Origin of the sequence: Collinsella aerofaciens (genome assembly GCF_040910245.1) — a bacterium.
Lineage (GTDB): Bacteria > Actinomycetota > Coriobacteriia > Coriobacteriales > Coriobacteriaceae > Collinsella.
On record NZ_JBDGAY010000003.1, the window covers coordinates 107,971 to 122,571 of the forward strand.

General features: G+C 61.5%; 10 protein-coding genes. 9 read left to right on the forward strand and 1 reads right to left on the reverse strand.

The features are described from left to right. Positions 1 to 427 precede the first annotated feature (427 nt). The 4 genes from feoB to AB5Z20_RS02165 all read left to right on the forward strand — a co-directional run bounded on the left by feoB (position 428) and on the right by AB5Z20_RS02165 (position 6,203). Entirely contained in the window at positions 428 to 2,788 is a 2,361-nt protein-coding gene (feoB, locus tag AB5Z20_RS02150) for a ferrous iron transport protein B (protein WP_368156089.1), read from the forward strand. A gap of 121 nt (positions 2,789 to 2,909) precedes the next feature. Next, positions 2,910 to 4,106 carry an MFS transporter gene (locus AB5Z20_RS02155; RefSeq protein ID WP_368156090.1) on the forward strand — a complete coding sequence of 399 codons (1,197 nt, stop codon included), beginning with the start codon at positions 2,910 to 2,912 and terminating at the stop codon, positions 4,104 to 4,106. Between the two features lie 153 nt (positions 4,107 to 4,259). After that, positions 4,260 to 5,636, forward strand: a complete 1,377-nt coding sequence (locus AB5Z20_RS02160; RefSeq protein ID WP_368156091.1) for an alpha-amylase family glycosyl hydrolase — start codon at positions 4,260 to 4,262, stop codon at positions 5,634 to 5,636. A gap of 3 nt (positions 5,637 to 5,639) precedes the next feature. Beyond that, positions 5,640 to 6,203 (forward strand): DNA-deoxyinosine glycosylase, encoded by a 564-nt coding sequence (locus tag AB5Z20_RS02165; RefSeq protein WP_368156092.1) that lies wholly within the window; start codon positions 5,640 to 5,642, stop codon positions 6,201 to 6,203. Position 6,204: 1 nt separating this feature from the next. Here the strand turns inward: AB5Z20_RS02165 and AB5Z20_RS02170 are convergent, their stop codons facing one another. Further along, on the reverse strand, positions 6,205 to 6,864 hold the full coding sequence (locus tag AB5Z20_RS02170; protein ID WP_368156093.1) for a hypothetical protein: 660 nt from the start codon (positions 6,862 to 6,864) through the stop codon (positions 6,205 to 6,207). Between the two features lie 93 nt (positions 6,865 to 6,957). Here AB5Z20_RS02170 and AB5Z20_RS02175 point away from each other — a divergent pair, with 93 nt between their 5' ends. From AB5Z20_RS02175 to rpoB, 5 genes are all read left to right on the forward strand, one after another. Beyond that, complete coding sequence (locus AB5Z20_RS02175; RefSeq protein WP_368156094.1) at positions 6,958 to 8,094, forward strand: pyridoxal phosphate-dependent aminotransferase; 1,137 nt, start codon at positions 6,958 to 6,960, stop codon at positions 8,092 to 8,094. Positions 8,095 to 8,599: 505 nt separating this feature from the next. Beyond that, positions 8,600 to 9,121: a 50S ribosomal protein L10 gene (gene rplJ / locus AB5Z20_RS02180; protein WP_117646079.1), complete on the forward strand. Its 522-nt coding sequence runs from the start codon at positions 8,600 to 8,602 to the stop codon at positions 9,119 to 9,121. Positions 9,122 to 9,223: 102 nt separating this feature from the next. Continuing rightward, positions 9,224 to 9,601 (forward strand): 50S ribosomal protein L7/L12, encoded by a 378-nt coding sequence (rplL, locus tag AB5Z20_RS02185; RefSeq protein WP_006235005.1) that lies wholly within the window; start codon positions 9,224 to 9,226, stop codon positions 9,599 to 9,601. A 312-nt stretch (positions 9,602 to 9,913) separates the two neighbouring features. Next, on the forward strand, positions 9,914 to 10,822 hold the full coding sequence (locus tag AB5Z20_RS02190; RefSeq protein WP_368156095.1) for a UTP--glucose-1-phosphate uridylyltransferase: 909 nt from the start codon (positions 9,914 to 9,916) through the stop codon (positions 10,820 to 10,822). Positions 10,823 to 11,172: 350 nt separating this feature from the next. Further along, complete coding sequence (rpoB, locus tag AB5Z20_RS02195; protein ID WP_438861063.1) at positions 11,173 to 14,601, forward strand: DNA-directed RNA polymerase subunit beta; 3,429 nt, start codon at positions 11,173 to 11,175, stop codon at positions 14,599 to 14,601.

Below are 14,601 nucleotides of genomic sequence, written 5' to 3' on the forward strand. Positions count from 1 at the left end.
GCCGCAGTTTCCCCGAGGGGCTCGATCGGGAAAATACGTCCCAGTCTGAGTGCCTATTCCGGGACGCAGCTTCCGCTAGAGACCTCAGTCGGAAAGCCCGTCCCGTTTTAGCGTTTCGGAGTGGGATGCAGTTTCCCCAGGAGCCCCCATCGGGAAACTGCATCCCGGAATTCGCCTGAATAGTGGGGTGCGGTTTCCGAAAGGGTGCCGTCTGGGAAACCGTGTCCCGGAATCCCCTCCCGCGCCTGGTTGTTCCGCATCGCATCTATTGGGCAAAGCGATCTGTCCCCATTGCACCGATCTGGCGATTGAACGTTGCTGTATGTTCGCGCTATCATGCATGGTTACAATTGGTTAGCCATGGCAAACGGTTAGCCATGGTAAACAAAATACAACGCCCTGTGGGCGCCGGGGGAGGAACACGGACGTGAAGCTCGATACACTCGAGATTGGAAAGGACGCCGTTGTCGCATCGGTGACATCAGACGACCAGGCGCTTCGTCAGCATATTTTGGACATGGGCCTAACGCCGGGCACCGAAGTCACCATGATGAAGTACGCCCCCATGGGCGACCCACTCGAGATTCGCCTACGCGGCTACGAGTTGACGCTGCGCAAGGACGATGCTGCTCGCATTGAGCTCGTAGATGTTCACGACACAGATACGGGCCCGCGCGCTAACGCCGCAATCGGCACGACGGAGCACCCGGCACTCGGCGAGGGGACGTATTCGCCCCGTGCGGCAAAGACGGCCGTGCCCGAGGGCGCGCCCCTGCATTTTGCCCTCGCCGGCAACCAAAACTGCGGCAAGACCACCCTGTTCAACCAGCTTACGGGCTCCAACCAGCACGTCGGCAACTTTCCCGGCGTGACGGTCGACCGCAAGGACGGCACCATCCGTAACCACCCCGAGGCGAGCGTTACCGACCTGCCCGGTATTTACTCCCTGTCGCCGTACACAGGCGAAGAGGTCGTGAGCCGTCAGTTCATCCTCGACGAGCGCCCGGACGCCATCATCGATATCATCGACGCCACCAACATTGAGCGCAATCTGTACCTGACGCTGCAGCTTATGGAGCTCGACCGCCCCATGGTCATCGCGCTCAACATGATGGACGAGGTGACGACCAACGGCGGCGCCATTGACGTCAACCTGCTCGAGAGTCTGTTGGGCGTGCCGGTCGTCCCCATTAGCGCTGCCCGCAACGAGGGTATCGGCGAGCTGGTGGACCATGCCTTGCATGTGGCGCGTTTCCGCGAGCGTCCCGGCCGCCTGGACTTCTGCGCACCTGATGGCCCAGACGGCGGCGCACTGCATCGCTGCATCCACGGCATCGCCAACCTTATCGAGGACCATGCCGCGACGGCGCACATTCCCGTGCGTTTTGCGGCGACCAAGCTGGTTGAGGGCGACGAGCTGGTGACCGAGGCGCTTCACCTGGATCGCAACGAGCTCGACGCCATCGAGCACATCATTACCCAGATGGAGGGCGAGGCCGGCACCGACCGCCTGTCCGCGCTGGCCGATATGCGCTTTAGCTTTATCGGCGACGTGTGTGGGCGTTGCGTCGTCAAGCCGCACGAGAGCCGCGAGCACGTGCGCTCCGTCAAGATCGACCGCATCCTGACAGGTCGTTACACAGCCATTCCGGCGTTCCTGGTGATCATGGGCCTCGTCTTTTGGCTGACGTTTGGCGTGATCGGCGCGGCGTTGCAGGGACTCATGGAGGACGGCATCGCTGCCGTCATCGCCTCGGCCGATGCGGGCCTCAAGGCGTTCGGCACCAACGACGTGGTGCGCTCGCTGGCTGTCGACGGCGTGCTTACGGGTGTGGGCAGCGTGCTGACCTTCCTACCGATTATCGTCGTGCTCTTCTTGTTCCTCTCCATTCTGGAAGACTCGGGCTACATGGCGCGCGTGGCCTTTGTCATGGATAAGGTGCTGCGTCGTTTTGGCCTGTCGGGCCGCAGCTTTGTGCCCATGCTCGTCGGTTTTGGCTGCACCGTGCCGGCTATCATGTCGACCCGTACGCTCCCATCCGAGCACGACCGCAAGATGACGGTCATGCTCACGCCGTTCATGAGCTGTTCGGCCAAGTTGCCGGTCTACGGCCTGCTGTGCGGGGCGTTTTTCCCGCAGGCGACGGTTCCCGCCATGGTCTCGCTCTATCTGATTGGCATTGCGGTCGGTTGCATCGCGGCTTTGGTGCTCAACCGCACGGCATTTAAGGGCGACCCGGTGCCGTTTATCATGGAGCTCCCCAATTACCGCCTGCCGAGCGTCAAGACGACGGTGATGCTGGCATGGGATAAGGCCAAAGACTTTATTACCAAGGCCTTTACCATTATCTTTTCCGCTACCGTGGTCATCTGGTTCCTTCAGACGTTCGACATCCGCTTTAATGTGGTCGCCGATCAGTCGCAGAGTTTGCTTGCGGGCCTCGGCAGCATCATCGCGCCGGCGCTGACGCCGCTTGGGTTTGGCGACTGGCGTGCATCCACGGCGCTCGTCACCGGACTTATCGCCAAGGAGAGTGTCATCTCGACCCTCACGGTGCTTTTGGGTGCAACGTCACCCGCGGCGCTGTCGACCATGTTTTCGCCGTTTACTGCTTACGTGTTCCTGGTCTTTACGCTGCTGTACCCGCCCTGTGTGGCAGCCATCGGCGCCGTCAAGAGCGAGCTGGGCGCGCGCTACGCCGTTGCCGTGTTCGCGTTTCAGGTGGCAGTCGCCTGGATCGTGGCGTTTGTCGTGCATTCGGCGGGCATATTGCTGGGGTTGGCATAGTTATGTATTGACGGCGCAACCTCTGTGTATCGAATTGTTTTCGGCCCTGCATCTGTTGCTGACGGATGCGGGGCCGTTGCTATATAATCGCCTCCACTCAAAATGATTGGAGACGTTATATATGAGTCAGGCAAGGCAAGACGGCATCACGCTCAGGCAGTGGCTCCCGCTCGTCGGGCTCACCTGCTGTGCGTTCGTGTTCAACACGTCGGAGTTTATGCCCATCGGCCTTTTGACTGATATCGCCGCGTCGTTCTCGCTCACCGAGGCCCAGGCGGGCATCATGATCTCGGTCTATGCCTGGGGCGTCATGCTGCTGTCGTTGCCGCTCATGGTGTTCGCTTCGCGTTTCGAGTTCAAGCGGATGCTGCTGGGCGTGCTCGCCGTGTTCTCGCTCGGCCAGTTTCTGTCCGCTGTGGCGCCGACTTATCCCATCCTGGTCTGCGCGCGCCTGGTGGTCGCTTGCGCACATGCCGTGTTCTGGTCGGTCGCCTCGATTATGGCGTCGCGCCTGGTTGACACACGCCACGGGGCGCTCGCCATCAGCATGATCGCCACGGGCTCTTCCATCGCACAGATCTTCGGCCTGCCGCTCGGCCGCGCCATTGGCCTGGCCGTGGGCTGGCGTATGACGTTTGCCGTGGTCGGAGCACTGTCTGCTGTCGCGGTCGTCTACCAGGCGACCGTGTTTCCAACCATGCCGGCGGGCGAGCGCTTTACCGTCAAGCAACTGCCCGAGCTGCTCAAGAACCCGTTACTGATCGCGCTCTACGCAGTCACGGTCTTCATGGCGACCGGCTATTACGCAAGCTACAGCTATATCGAGCCTTTCCTGGCTCAGGTCGCCCATGTCGACGCAAGCGCTATCACCATGACGCTGACGGCGTTCGGCTGCTCCGGTCTGCTCGGAAGCTGGCTGTTCGGCCGCCTGTTCGATGGGCATCGCTTCCCGTTCTTGGCTATCACGCTCTCCGGCGTGCCGGTGGCCCTGCTGCTCATGGGGCCGGCCGCATCGTCGCTCGTGACAGTGCTTGCCGTCTGCGCACTGTGGGGTTGCTGCGCCACGGCCTTTAACGTGGCGTTTCAGGCCGAGCTCATCAAGCACACGCCGGCAGATTCGTCGGCCGTCGCCATGTCGATCTTCTCGGGCCTGTTCAACCTCGGTATCGGCACGGGTACCGCGATCGGCGGCGCCGTGGTTTCGGGTCCCGGTATCGCCTGGATCGGCTGCGCGGGTGGCGCAATCGCCGCCGTGGGTGTCATCCTCGCCATCACGGTGATGTTCCCGGCCATTCGCCGCGCAAAGCCTGTTGCCTAATCACGTTCCCTCATCAGTTGCGGTGGAATAGTTCTTGTTTAAGGCCTCTGAAGGCACAAGCAGGAACTATTCCACCGCAACTTATTTTGGGGAAGAGGATACAAGCCGGGCATACAATGGATGTCGTTGTGTTGAGCTTACCGGGAGGTTGCTATGTGGGCATACGAGACGACGTTCTATCAGATCTATCCGCTGGGCTTTTGTGGAGCTCCGCGCGAAAACGCCGCGCCCGTTGCCGAGGATGAACTCTCCCAAGCTGCCGGCGCCGCACCCAACCCCGATGCTCCCATTATGAAAATCGCCCAATGGGCCGACTACCTGCAGGGACTCGGTATTGGCACCGTGCTGATCAATCCTCCACTCGAGTCTGATAGCCACGGTTACGACACGCGCAGCCTGCGCCATCTCGACCGTCGCCTGGGTGGGGATGCCGATTTTGCCGCCGTGTGCGAGACACTGCACGCCCATGGCATTCGCGTGGTGCTCGATGCCGTCTTCAACCACGTCGGTCGCGGCTTTTGGGCCTTCCGCGATGTGCAGGAGCGCAAGTGGGACTCGCCGTACAAGGATTGGTTCCACATCAGCTTTGACGGCGACTCGTGCTACGGCGACGGCTTTTGGTACGAGGGCTGGGAGGGCCATTTTGAACTCGTGAAGCTCAACCTGCAAAACCCCGCCGTGGTCGATTACCTGCTTGAGTCCGTGCGTCGCTGGGCCGAAGTCTTTGGCGTCGACGGTCTGCGCCTGGACGTTGCCTATATGCTCGATCGCGATTTTATGCGCCGCCTGCACTCCTTTACCCGTGAGCTCAAGCCCGACTTTGTGCTGATTGGTGAGACGCTTCACGGCGACTACAACCAGATCGTCAACGAGGAAATGCTCGACTCCTGCACCAACTACGAGTGCTACAAGGGCCTATACTCCAGCTTTAACTCGGTCAACATGTTCGAGATCGCCCATTCGTTGCACCGTCAGTTTGGCGGCGACCCGTGGTGCATCTACCGTGGCAAACACCTGCTGTCGTTTGTCGACAACCACGATGTGCCGCGCCTGGCGAGCATCCTGACGGACAAGTCCTGCCTGCGCCCCGCCTATGGCATGCTGTTTGGCATGCCGGGCATTCCGTGCGTCTACTATGGCAGCGAGTGGGGGATTGCCGGCGAAAAGGGCGGCTCCGATGGCGATTGGGCGCTGCGTCCTGCGCTCGATGAGCCTGCGCCCAACGATCTGACGACATTTGTCACGCAGCTGGCGCACCTGCGCTCGGCAAACGATGCGGCGGCTCGTGCCCTCAACTATGGTGCCTATCGCAACGTGGTGATCCAGAACAAACAACTGCTGTTCGAGCGCGCCTGCGACGACGCGACGGTGCTCGTGGCGGTCAATGCCGTGAACGAGCCCTATTCCTTTGGAGCCGGCGAACTCAACGGCTCCTTCGTCGACCTGCTTGCCGACGACGCGCCCACGGTCGAGCTGCCGGGCTCCCTTGAACTTGCGCCCTATGAGGTGCGTTATCTGTTGAGGGCCTAGCTCGTGGCCACGCCAGATGAGGGTTATCAGCATATTGAGCATGGGTTTGAACCCGTGTTTGACGAGCGCTCGCGCGTTTTGGTGCTGGGGTCGTTTCCCTCGGTGCTCTCGCGTGCCAATGCCTTCTATTACGGCAATCCGCAGAACCGCTTTTGGCGCGTGATGGCCGCGTGCCTCGGTGCGCCCGTGCCGCCCAACGAGGGCGATTCTTTGGCAAGCGGTGAGCCCGCGACGCTCGATGCCTCGATTGCCGCCAAGCGCTCCATGCTGCTCAACGGCGGCGTGGCCCTGTGTGATGTAATCGAGAGCTGCGACATTAAGGGCTCAAGCGACGCCAGCATCAAAAACGTCGTTCCGGCGCATGTCGAGCGCATTACCGGCGCAGCTCCCATTGAGCAGGTGATATGCAACGGTGGTACAGCTGGTCGGCTCTACAAGCGCTACCTACAAGAACGCACGGGGCTGTCGGCCATCGCTCTGCCGTCGACAAGTCCCGCCAATGCGGCATGGCGCCTGGAACGCCTTATCGAGCGCTGGCGCGAGGCCGTTGACTGGGGCGCTCTGTAATTTAGATATCTGATTGGGCGCTGGTGCCGAGGCGTTTCATGATGGCATGCCAGATCGGTGCGGGCAGCGCGGGCTTGACGCGCACCATGCCGTCGACATCGACGCTACCGACATCGCCGCCGCCAAGCAGCTGCGCATGCTCAATGGAGCAGCCCATGCGCACAGCGCCCACAAGCTTATCCATCGCTTCCGAAAATGGCCGACGCAAGAGGCCCATACGCGGGGAGTGGCGAAGTGCTGCGATGCCGCTGCCGGCACAGATGACAACGCCGTCGCACCATGGCAGGTCACGCAGAAGACATGCCCGATACAGGCGGTCGAGAACTTCGTCCGCCTGCTTGTTGTTTTTGGACGCGGCCTGGACGACGACATAGATGCGTGTCTCTGTATTTCCAAGGCGATCGAGTATCTGCTCGACAGCGATCATAGCCTCATCGTCAAATGCATCATCAACAGCGAGCACCATGCCATCGACTGCACCGGCATCATCCGCCTTCAAGTCAACCGGGTGGGGGAGTACGGTGTCGGAAAGCCGGGCATAGGCCGCGATGGCATCTTGCAGGTCCCAGAGCAAAAACTCAAGATCGGAGCTATTGGGAATGCTGATATACGCAATGGTTTGCAGTGTTTTGGGCTTATCGCCGCGTGTGATCGCCTCCATGCCATCTCCTTTCCAGTCCGTTTCCGTTTAGGTTACACCGTCTGGCGGCGCCTAGCCGCGCTATCCTAGTGCAACCCTTACGAAAGGAACGCCATGCGTCTGCCTATGAATACCTCGCTTGCCACGCTCAAGCCCTCCGGCATCCGCCGAATCAACGCGCTCGCCGCTCAGCATCCGGGATGCATCGCGCTTGCGCTCGGCGAGCCCGATTTTCCCACGCCCGACGTGATTAGCGCCGAGGTGACCACCGCGCTGGGCCGCGGCGACACGCACTATCCGCCCAACAACGGCCGCCCCGCCCTGCGCGAGGCGTTGTCCGCATATATGGGCGACGTGGGCCTTACGTTTTCGACCGACGAGGTCATTCTGACCGACGGCGCGACCGAGGCCCTGTCGGCAACATTTATGGCTATGCTCAACCCCGGTGACGAGGTCATTATCCCAACGCCTGCCTTTGGCCTGTACGAGAGCATCGTCGTTGCCAACCACGCCAAAGCGGTCTTTTTGGATACGGAGCCCGCGCAATTTCAGATTGACGAGGAAGCGCTTCGCGCCTGCGTGACCCCGGCGACCAAGGCCATCGTTATCTGCTCGCCCAACAATCCCACGGGCTGCATTCTCAACGCGGCATCGCTCGACGCCGTGGCGCGCGTAGCGGAGCAGGCGGGCATCTACGTAGTCTGCGACGACGTATACAACCGTCTGGTCTATGTGGATGGCTACGAGCGATTTGCCCAGCGCCACCCGGAGCTACGCGAGCAGACGGTGGTCATCGAGAGCTTCTCCAAGCCCTGGGCCATGACCGGCTGGCGCTTGGGTTGGCTCGCAGCGGCAGCCCCCGTCATCGCCGAGATCGCAAAGGCCCACCAATACTTAGTATCGAGCGCCGTCTCCTTTGAGATGGACGCCGCAGCGCGAGCCCTGACCGTCGACCCAACCCCCATGCTCGAAGTCTACCGAGCCCGCCGCAAACGCGTGCTCGTAGCCTTAGACGCCATGGGCCTCGACGTAGTGGAACCGGCAGGCGCCTTCTACGCCTTCCCCAGCATCAAACAATTCGGCCTAACAAGCGAAGCCTTCTGCATCAAAGCCATCAAAGAGGCAAACGCAGCCCTAGTCCCCGGAGACTGCTTCGGAACCGAAGGCCACATCCGCCTAAGCTACTGCGTCTCCGACAAAAATCTGGACGAAGGCCTCCGCCGCCTGTCCACCTTCGTTTCAACCCTGTAGCCCAACGGGACCCAAAACATCAGCCCACCGACCCAAGCATTATGAGTGGGGGCGTCAGCCAACGAAAACCCGGGCTGCCCAAAGTCAACGCAGGCACGCGCCGCCGAAGGCCAGGCGCAAGGATTTCGTAGATTCCGCACGAGCCGAAGAGCACTTAATGTGCTCTTCGTGCGAGCCAGGACTTGACCGAGCGAAAACCTTGCGCCTGGCCTTCGGCGACGCGTGCCGGATGGTGGAATTGTGTGCAGCCCGGTTTTCCGTTGACCGACGCCGGGGTCCCCGCCATAATACTTTCGGTTCACGCACGAATCCGCTGCCAGAGACAGCCGGTGCAAACGGGCATTGCCCGCGAGCTTAATGGGATATCCCGCCAGCCGAGGTGGTCGAGTAGATATGTCTTCTCGCCCCCGTCGCTCATGCAGCGCGGGGGCTTTCTTTTTGGACATGCCCCCGTCACGTCCTTGTGGCGGACCGTGCCCGGAAAGAATTCGAGGAGGTGTAATTCATGCCCCAGCAGTACAAAATCGACAAGGTTGCAGAGATCGAGTCCCGTATCGCCGAGAACGCCGGTCTGTTCGTCGTCAACTACAACGGTCTGACGGTTAAGCAGGCTCAGGAGCTGCGTCATCAGCTTCGCGAGTGCGGCGCCGAGATGAAGGTCTACAAGAACAACCTGGTCAAGATCGCCCTCAAGAACCAGGAGCAGCCCGAGCTCGACGAGATCCTCGCCGGCCCCGTCGCTTATGTGTTCTACGAGACCGAGCCGGTCGAGGCCGCTAAGACCCTTAAGGACTTCTCCGCTAAGTCCAAGGGCGTCCTTGAGATCAAGGGCGGTATCTCCGACGGCAAGGCCGTTTCCGCTGATGATGTTAAGGCTATCGCCGAGCTGCCCACCAAGGATCAGCTTCTCGGCCAGATCGCCGGTCTCATCTCCGGTTTCGCTCGCGACATCGCTGTCTGCGTCAACGGCGTTTCCTCTGGTCTCGCTCGTTCGATCCAGCAGGTCTCCGAGCAGAAGGCAGCCTAGTTGCTGTTTTCGCCCGCGGCGGCAACGCCGCACCCCTGGCGCATTCGCGCCGTGTTTTAACTGATCTCCGTGCATCCGCACGGAAACCGAAAGGACTTAGAAATGGCTAAGCTTACCACCGATGAGATCATCGATGCTCTTAAGGAAATGACCCTTCTCGAGGCTTCCGAGCTCGTCAAGGCTATCGAGGACACCTTCGGCGTTTCCGCCGCTGCTCCTGCCGCTGTTGTCGCTGCTCCCGCTGCTGGCGCTGCTGAGGCCGAGGAGAAGACCGAGTTTGACGTCGTGCTCGAGGGCTTCGGCGACAACAAGATCCAGGTCATCAAGGCCGTCCGTGAGCTCACCAACCTTGGCCTGAAGGAGGCCAAGGAGGTCGTCGAGGGCGCTCCCAAGGCTGTTCTCGAGGGTGCCAAGAAGGAGGACGCCGAGGCTGCCAAGGAGAAGCTCGAGGCTGCTGGCGCTGCTGTCACCCTCAAGTAATCAGGCTTTCTCGCCAGATTTCTTTGCAGACGGGGTTCGCATTGCGAGCCCCGTCTTTTTCGTTATGATCCCTCTATTTTGCTGACTCGGCATGCAAATTGCTTCCGCTTGCGGTGCTTTGGGGTCGCTACCGTTGGGCGATAAAGTTGCACCATTCGCGCAATAATTTGCGTTGACCTGCTGAAGAATGGCGCTTGCCTGCATTAACGTTAATTAACAGCGGTAAGATAATCCGGTATCGCAATTTGGTTTGCGGCCGGTGAGCCGCATGCACGGGCGCTATTTGCGCCTGCGAAAGGATCCCTGAATACTATGAAGGCAATCATCCCCGCCGCCGGTCTTGGCACGCGTTTTCTGCCTGGCACCAAGTGCACGCCCAAAGAGATGCTGCCGGTGCTCGACAAGCCGGTCATCCAGTATGTCGTTGAGGAGGCGCTCGACCCCGAGGAGGTCGACGACGCCATCATCGTTACCTCTCCCGGTAAGCCCGAGCTGCTGAGCTACTTCCAGCCCGATCGCTCGCTCGAGAATCTGCTGCGCGAGCGCGGCAAGAACGCCTATGCCGATGCCGTCGCCCACGCTGGCGGTATGCCGGTCGACTTCCGCTATCAGTACGAGCCCAAGGGCCTCGGCCATGCTATCCGCTCTGCTGCCGACGCCGTGGCAGGGGAGAACTTCCTGGTTCTTCTGGGCGACTACGTTGTGCCTAACCGCGACATCTGCGACAAGATGCTCGCCGTTTCCAAGGAGCACGGTGGCGCTTCGGTTATCGCCGTCGCTGCTTGCTCGCCCGAGGAAGTCAGCCGCTACGGCGTTATCGCCGGCGATCGCGTTGGCTCGCTCGAGGGCTTCGAGAAAGCTGCCGACGACGAGCCCGGTGCCGTTTGGCGTATCGGCGGTCTGGTCGAGAAGCCCGCTCCCGAGGCGGCTCCGTCCAACCTGTACATCGTCGGTCGCTACTTGCTGAGCCCGCTGGTCATGGACCTGCTGGCAGATCAGCAGGCCGGCAAGGGCGGCGAGATCCAGCTCACCGACGCCATGGCCCGTTCGCTCGACCGCGAGGCCATGTACGCTGTCGTCATCGACCCGCTCTCGGGCTACGACACCGGCACTCCCTCTGGCTGGATGGCCACCAACGCCCTCATGGCTGCAAGCGATCCCCGCTTTGCCGATGCCTTCTGGGACGCCATCGACGAGCGCGGCGGCTTGATGCGCAAATAAACCTTCGGACATCGACATTTACGGGCGCGGACCTCGGTTCGCGCCCGTTTTTTATAAGAGCTGCAATTGCCGACCCTCTGTTCACAGAAAATATATGAACAGATGTTCGATACACATACATCTACCTGCGTGTTTTCTGTCGAAAAACTTTGCTACTCCAAAAACTCAATCGCGTCAAGGCTTTTCTTGCCCAACGGTCGGTACCTGATAAACTATTAGGTTGCGATAACTGGCGAAGCTATGCCTCGCCAACCCACCGAGCATTTCCGTGAAGGAGGAAAAACCTGGTGACCTACGCATACACTGCCACTGAGCGCAAGCGCGTCAGCTTCGGGAAAATCCCGGAGGCCATGGAGCTCCCCAACCTTATCTCTGTTCAAAGGGAATCCTTTGAGCGTTTTAAGGACGAGGGCCTTCGTGAGGCGTTCAAGGAATCCAGCCCCATCCAGAGCCAGAACCATGTTCTCGAGGTTACCTTCGGCGAGCATCAGTTCGGCGACCCCGCGCACACCGTCGAGGAGTGCCGCGAGAAGGATATGACCTATCAGGCTCCGCTTCTGACCGACGTCCGTCTCACCAACAAGGAGACCGGCGAGATCAAGGAGCAGCTCGTCTTCATGGGCGATTTCCCCATGATGACCGATCAGGGCACCTTCATCATCAACGGTACCGAGCGTATCGTCGTCTCGCAGCTCGTCCGCTCCCCGGGCGTGTACTACAGCTCCGAGATGGATTCGGGCAAGCAGATCTACAAGGCCCAGATCATTCCGTCCCGCGGTGCCTGGCTTGAGTTTGAGGTCGACAAGCGCGACCAGCTCATGGTCTCCATCGACCGTAAGCGCAAGCAGAGCGCCACGATGTTCCTGCGCGCCCTTGGCATCGCCGTCACCAACGACGACATCATCGAGCTGCTCGGCAACTCCGATGTGATCAAGCGCACCCTGGAGCGCGACACCGCCCTCACTCGCGAGGACGCCCTCATCGAGATCTACCGTCGTCTGCGCCCGGGCGAGCCTCCCACCGTGGACGCTTCCCGCAGCCTGCTCGAGGGCCTGCTCTTTAACCCGCAGCGCTACGACCTGGCCCGCGTCGGTCGTTACAAGGTCAACAAGAAGCTCAACCTCACCACCGAGGAAGAGGTCACGGTGCTCACCGACGAGGATATCGTCGCGACGCTGCGCTACCTCCTGTCCCTCGCTGCCGGCGAGCAGGGCTTCAAGGTCGACGACATCGACCACTTCGGCAACCGCCGCATCCGTACCGTCGGCGAGCTCGTCGCCAACCAGTTCCGTATCGGCATGAGCCGTATGGAGCGCGTCGTCCGCGAGCGCATGAGCTCCCAGGATATCGACGAGATCACCCCGCAGTCGCTCATCAACATCCGCCCGATCGTGGCCTCCATCAAGGAGTTCTTCGGTTCCTCGCAGCTCTCGCAGTTCATGGACCAGGCGAACCCCCTGACCGGTCTGACCCACAAGCGCCGTCTGTCCGCACTCGGCCCTGGTGGTCTTGCCGGCCACAAGTCGGGCTCCAGCCGCCGCACCAACGTGCCGACGGCCGTCCGCGACGTTCACAATTCGCACTACAGCCGCATGTGCCCGATCGAGACCCCCGAAGGCCCCAACATCGGCCTGATCGGCTCGCTCGCCCTCTACGCTCGCGTCAACGAGTACGGCTTCATCGAGGCCCCGTTCCGTCGCGTCGAGAACGGCGTTGCCACCGACCAGATCGACTGGATGACCGCTGACGAGGAAGAGAAGCACATCATCGCACCGGCCAACACGCCGCTCGATCCCAAGACCAACGAGTTCATCACGACCGATGCCGAGGGCAAGATCGACCGTCCGCACACCGTGATCGCCCGTACCCGTGACTTCGACGGCTCCTTCGGCGCTCCCGCCGACGTGCCCGTCGAGGACGTCGACTACATGGACGTCTCGCCGCGTCAGATGCTTTCCGTCGCAGCCACGCTGATCCCGTTCCTGGAGCACGACGACGCCAAGCGTACGCTGATGGGCGCTAACATGCAGCGTCAGGCCGTGCCGCTGGTTCACCCCGCCGCTCCCTATGTCGGTACCGGCATGGAGCGTCGCGCCGCTCTGGACTCCGGCGAGGTCACCCTGGCCAAGAACGCCGGCGAGGTCATCTTTGCCGACGCCGCCAAGATCATCGTCAAGCATGCCGGCGGCATGGACGAGTATCACCTGGCCAAGTACCAGCGCTCCAACCAGTCCACCTGCATCAACCACCGTCCGCTCGTTCGCGTCGGTGACACCGTTGAGCAGGGCGAGCCCCTGGCTGACGGTCCTTCGACCGATCACGGCGAGCTCGCACTGGGCCAGAACCTCACCGTGGCATACATGCCGTGGGAAGGCTTTAACTACGAGGACGGTATCGTCGTGTCCGAGCGCCTGGTGGCCGAGGACCTGCTGACGACCATCAACATCACCCGTCACGAGATCGACGCCCGCGACACCAAGCTCGGCCCCGAGGAGATCACCCGCGAGATCCCGAACCTCTCCGAGGACATGCTTGCCAACCTCGACGAGGACGGCATCATCCGCATCGGCGCCGAGGTCGGCCCTGGCGACATCCTGGTCGGCAAGGTCACGCCTAAGGGCGAGAGCGCTCTGACCGCCGAGGAGCGCCTGCTGCGCGCCATCTTCGGTGCCAAGGCCCACGATGTCCGCGACACCTCCCTTAAGATGCCTCACGGCGCTTACGGCCGCGTCATCGACGTCGTCCGCTTTAGCCGCGAGAACGGCGACGACCTGGCCCCCGGCGTCAACGAGCAGGTGCGCGTCTACGTCGCCCAGCGTCGTAAGATCCAGCAGGGCGATAAGATCGCCGGCCGTCACGGCAACAAGGGTGTTATCTGTAACGTTCTGCCGGTCGAGGACATGCCGTACATGGCTGACGGTACCCCGATCGACGTTATCCTCAACCCGCTGGGCGTTCCTTCGCGTATGAACGTCGGCCAGCTGCTCGAGTGCCACCTTGGCTGGGCTGCTGCGTGCGGTTGGGATACCGAGCAGGCCGACTCCGACAAGTACGTCCCCGGTCCGTTCTTCACCGCGACGCCCGTCTTCGACGGCGCCAAGGAGGACGAGATCGCCGAGGTCATCCGTCGTGCCAACAAGAACATGCTCAACAAGGCCACCGCTGCCTTTGGCGATCACATGCGCCCCGAGTTCGTCACCCAGCTTGACGAGCGCGGCAAGACCCGTCTGTTCGACGGCCGCACCGGCGAGGAGTTCCGCGAGCCCATTACCGTGGGTACGTCCTACATCCTCAAGCTCGGCCACATGGTCGACGACAAGATCCACGCCCGTTCGACCGGCCCTTACAGCCTGGTTACCCAGCAGCCTCTGGGCGGCAAGGCTCAGTTCGGCGGCCAGCGCTTCGGCGAGATGGAAGTTTGGGCACTGTACGCTTACGGTGCTTCCAACGTCCTGCAGGAGATCCTGACCGTCAAGTCCGACGATACCGTGGGCCGCGTCAAGACCTACGAGTCCATCGTCAAGGGCGAGAACGTCCCGGTCCCGGGTATCCCCGAGTCCTTCAAGGTTCTCGTCAAGGAGATTCGCTCCCTCGCACTGGATATCGAGCCCATGCACGATGCCGACGAGGACGCCTCCGTCCCTGTGACCGCCGAGGAGACCTCCGCTCTCGACGACCTGGCTGCGCTCGCCGGCGTTGATGCCGACGTCGAGGCCGAGGATGCCGAGACCGCCGAGGCGCCCGAGGCTGTCGCCGCCACGACCACTGATAAGGAGTAG

Coding starts and splice junctions, on each gene's coding strand:
- AB5Z20_RS02155 (WP_368156090.1), top strand. CDS start 2,910: ATGAGTCAGGCAAGGCAAGACGGCATCACGCTCAGGCAGTGGCTCCCG.
- AB5Z20_RS02190 (WP_368156095.1), top strand. CDS start 9,914: ATGAAGGCAATCATCCCCGCCGCCGGTCTTGGCACGCGTTTTCTGCCT.
- AB5Z20_RS02175 (WP_368156094.1), top strand. CDS start 6,958: ATGCGTCTGCCTATGAATACCTCGCTTGCCACGCTCAAGCCCTCCGGC.
- AB5Z20_RS02160 (WP_368156091.1), top strand. CDS start 4,260: ATGTGGGCATACGAGACGACGTTCTATCAGATCTATCCGCTGGGCTTT.
- rplL (WP_006235005.1), top strand. CDS start 9,224: ATGGCTAAGCTTACCACCGATGAGATCATCGATGCTCTTAAGGAAATG.
- rplJ (WP_117646079.1), top strand. CDS start 8,600: ATGCCCCAGCAGTACAAAATCGACAAGGTTGCAGAGATCGAGTCCCGT.
- AB5Z20_RS02170 (WP_368156093.1), bottom strand. CDS start 6,864: ATGGAGGCGATCACACGCGGCGATAAGCCCAAAACACTGCAAACCATT.
- rpoB (WP_438861063.1), top strand. CDS start 11,173: ATGGAGCTCCCCAACCTTATCTCTGTTCAAAGGGAATCCTTTGAGCGT.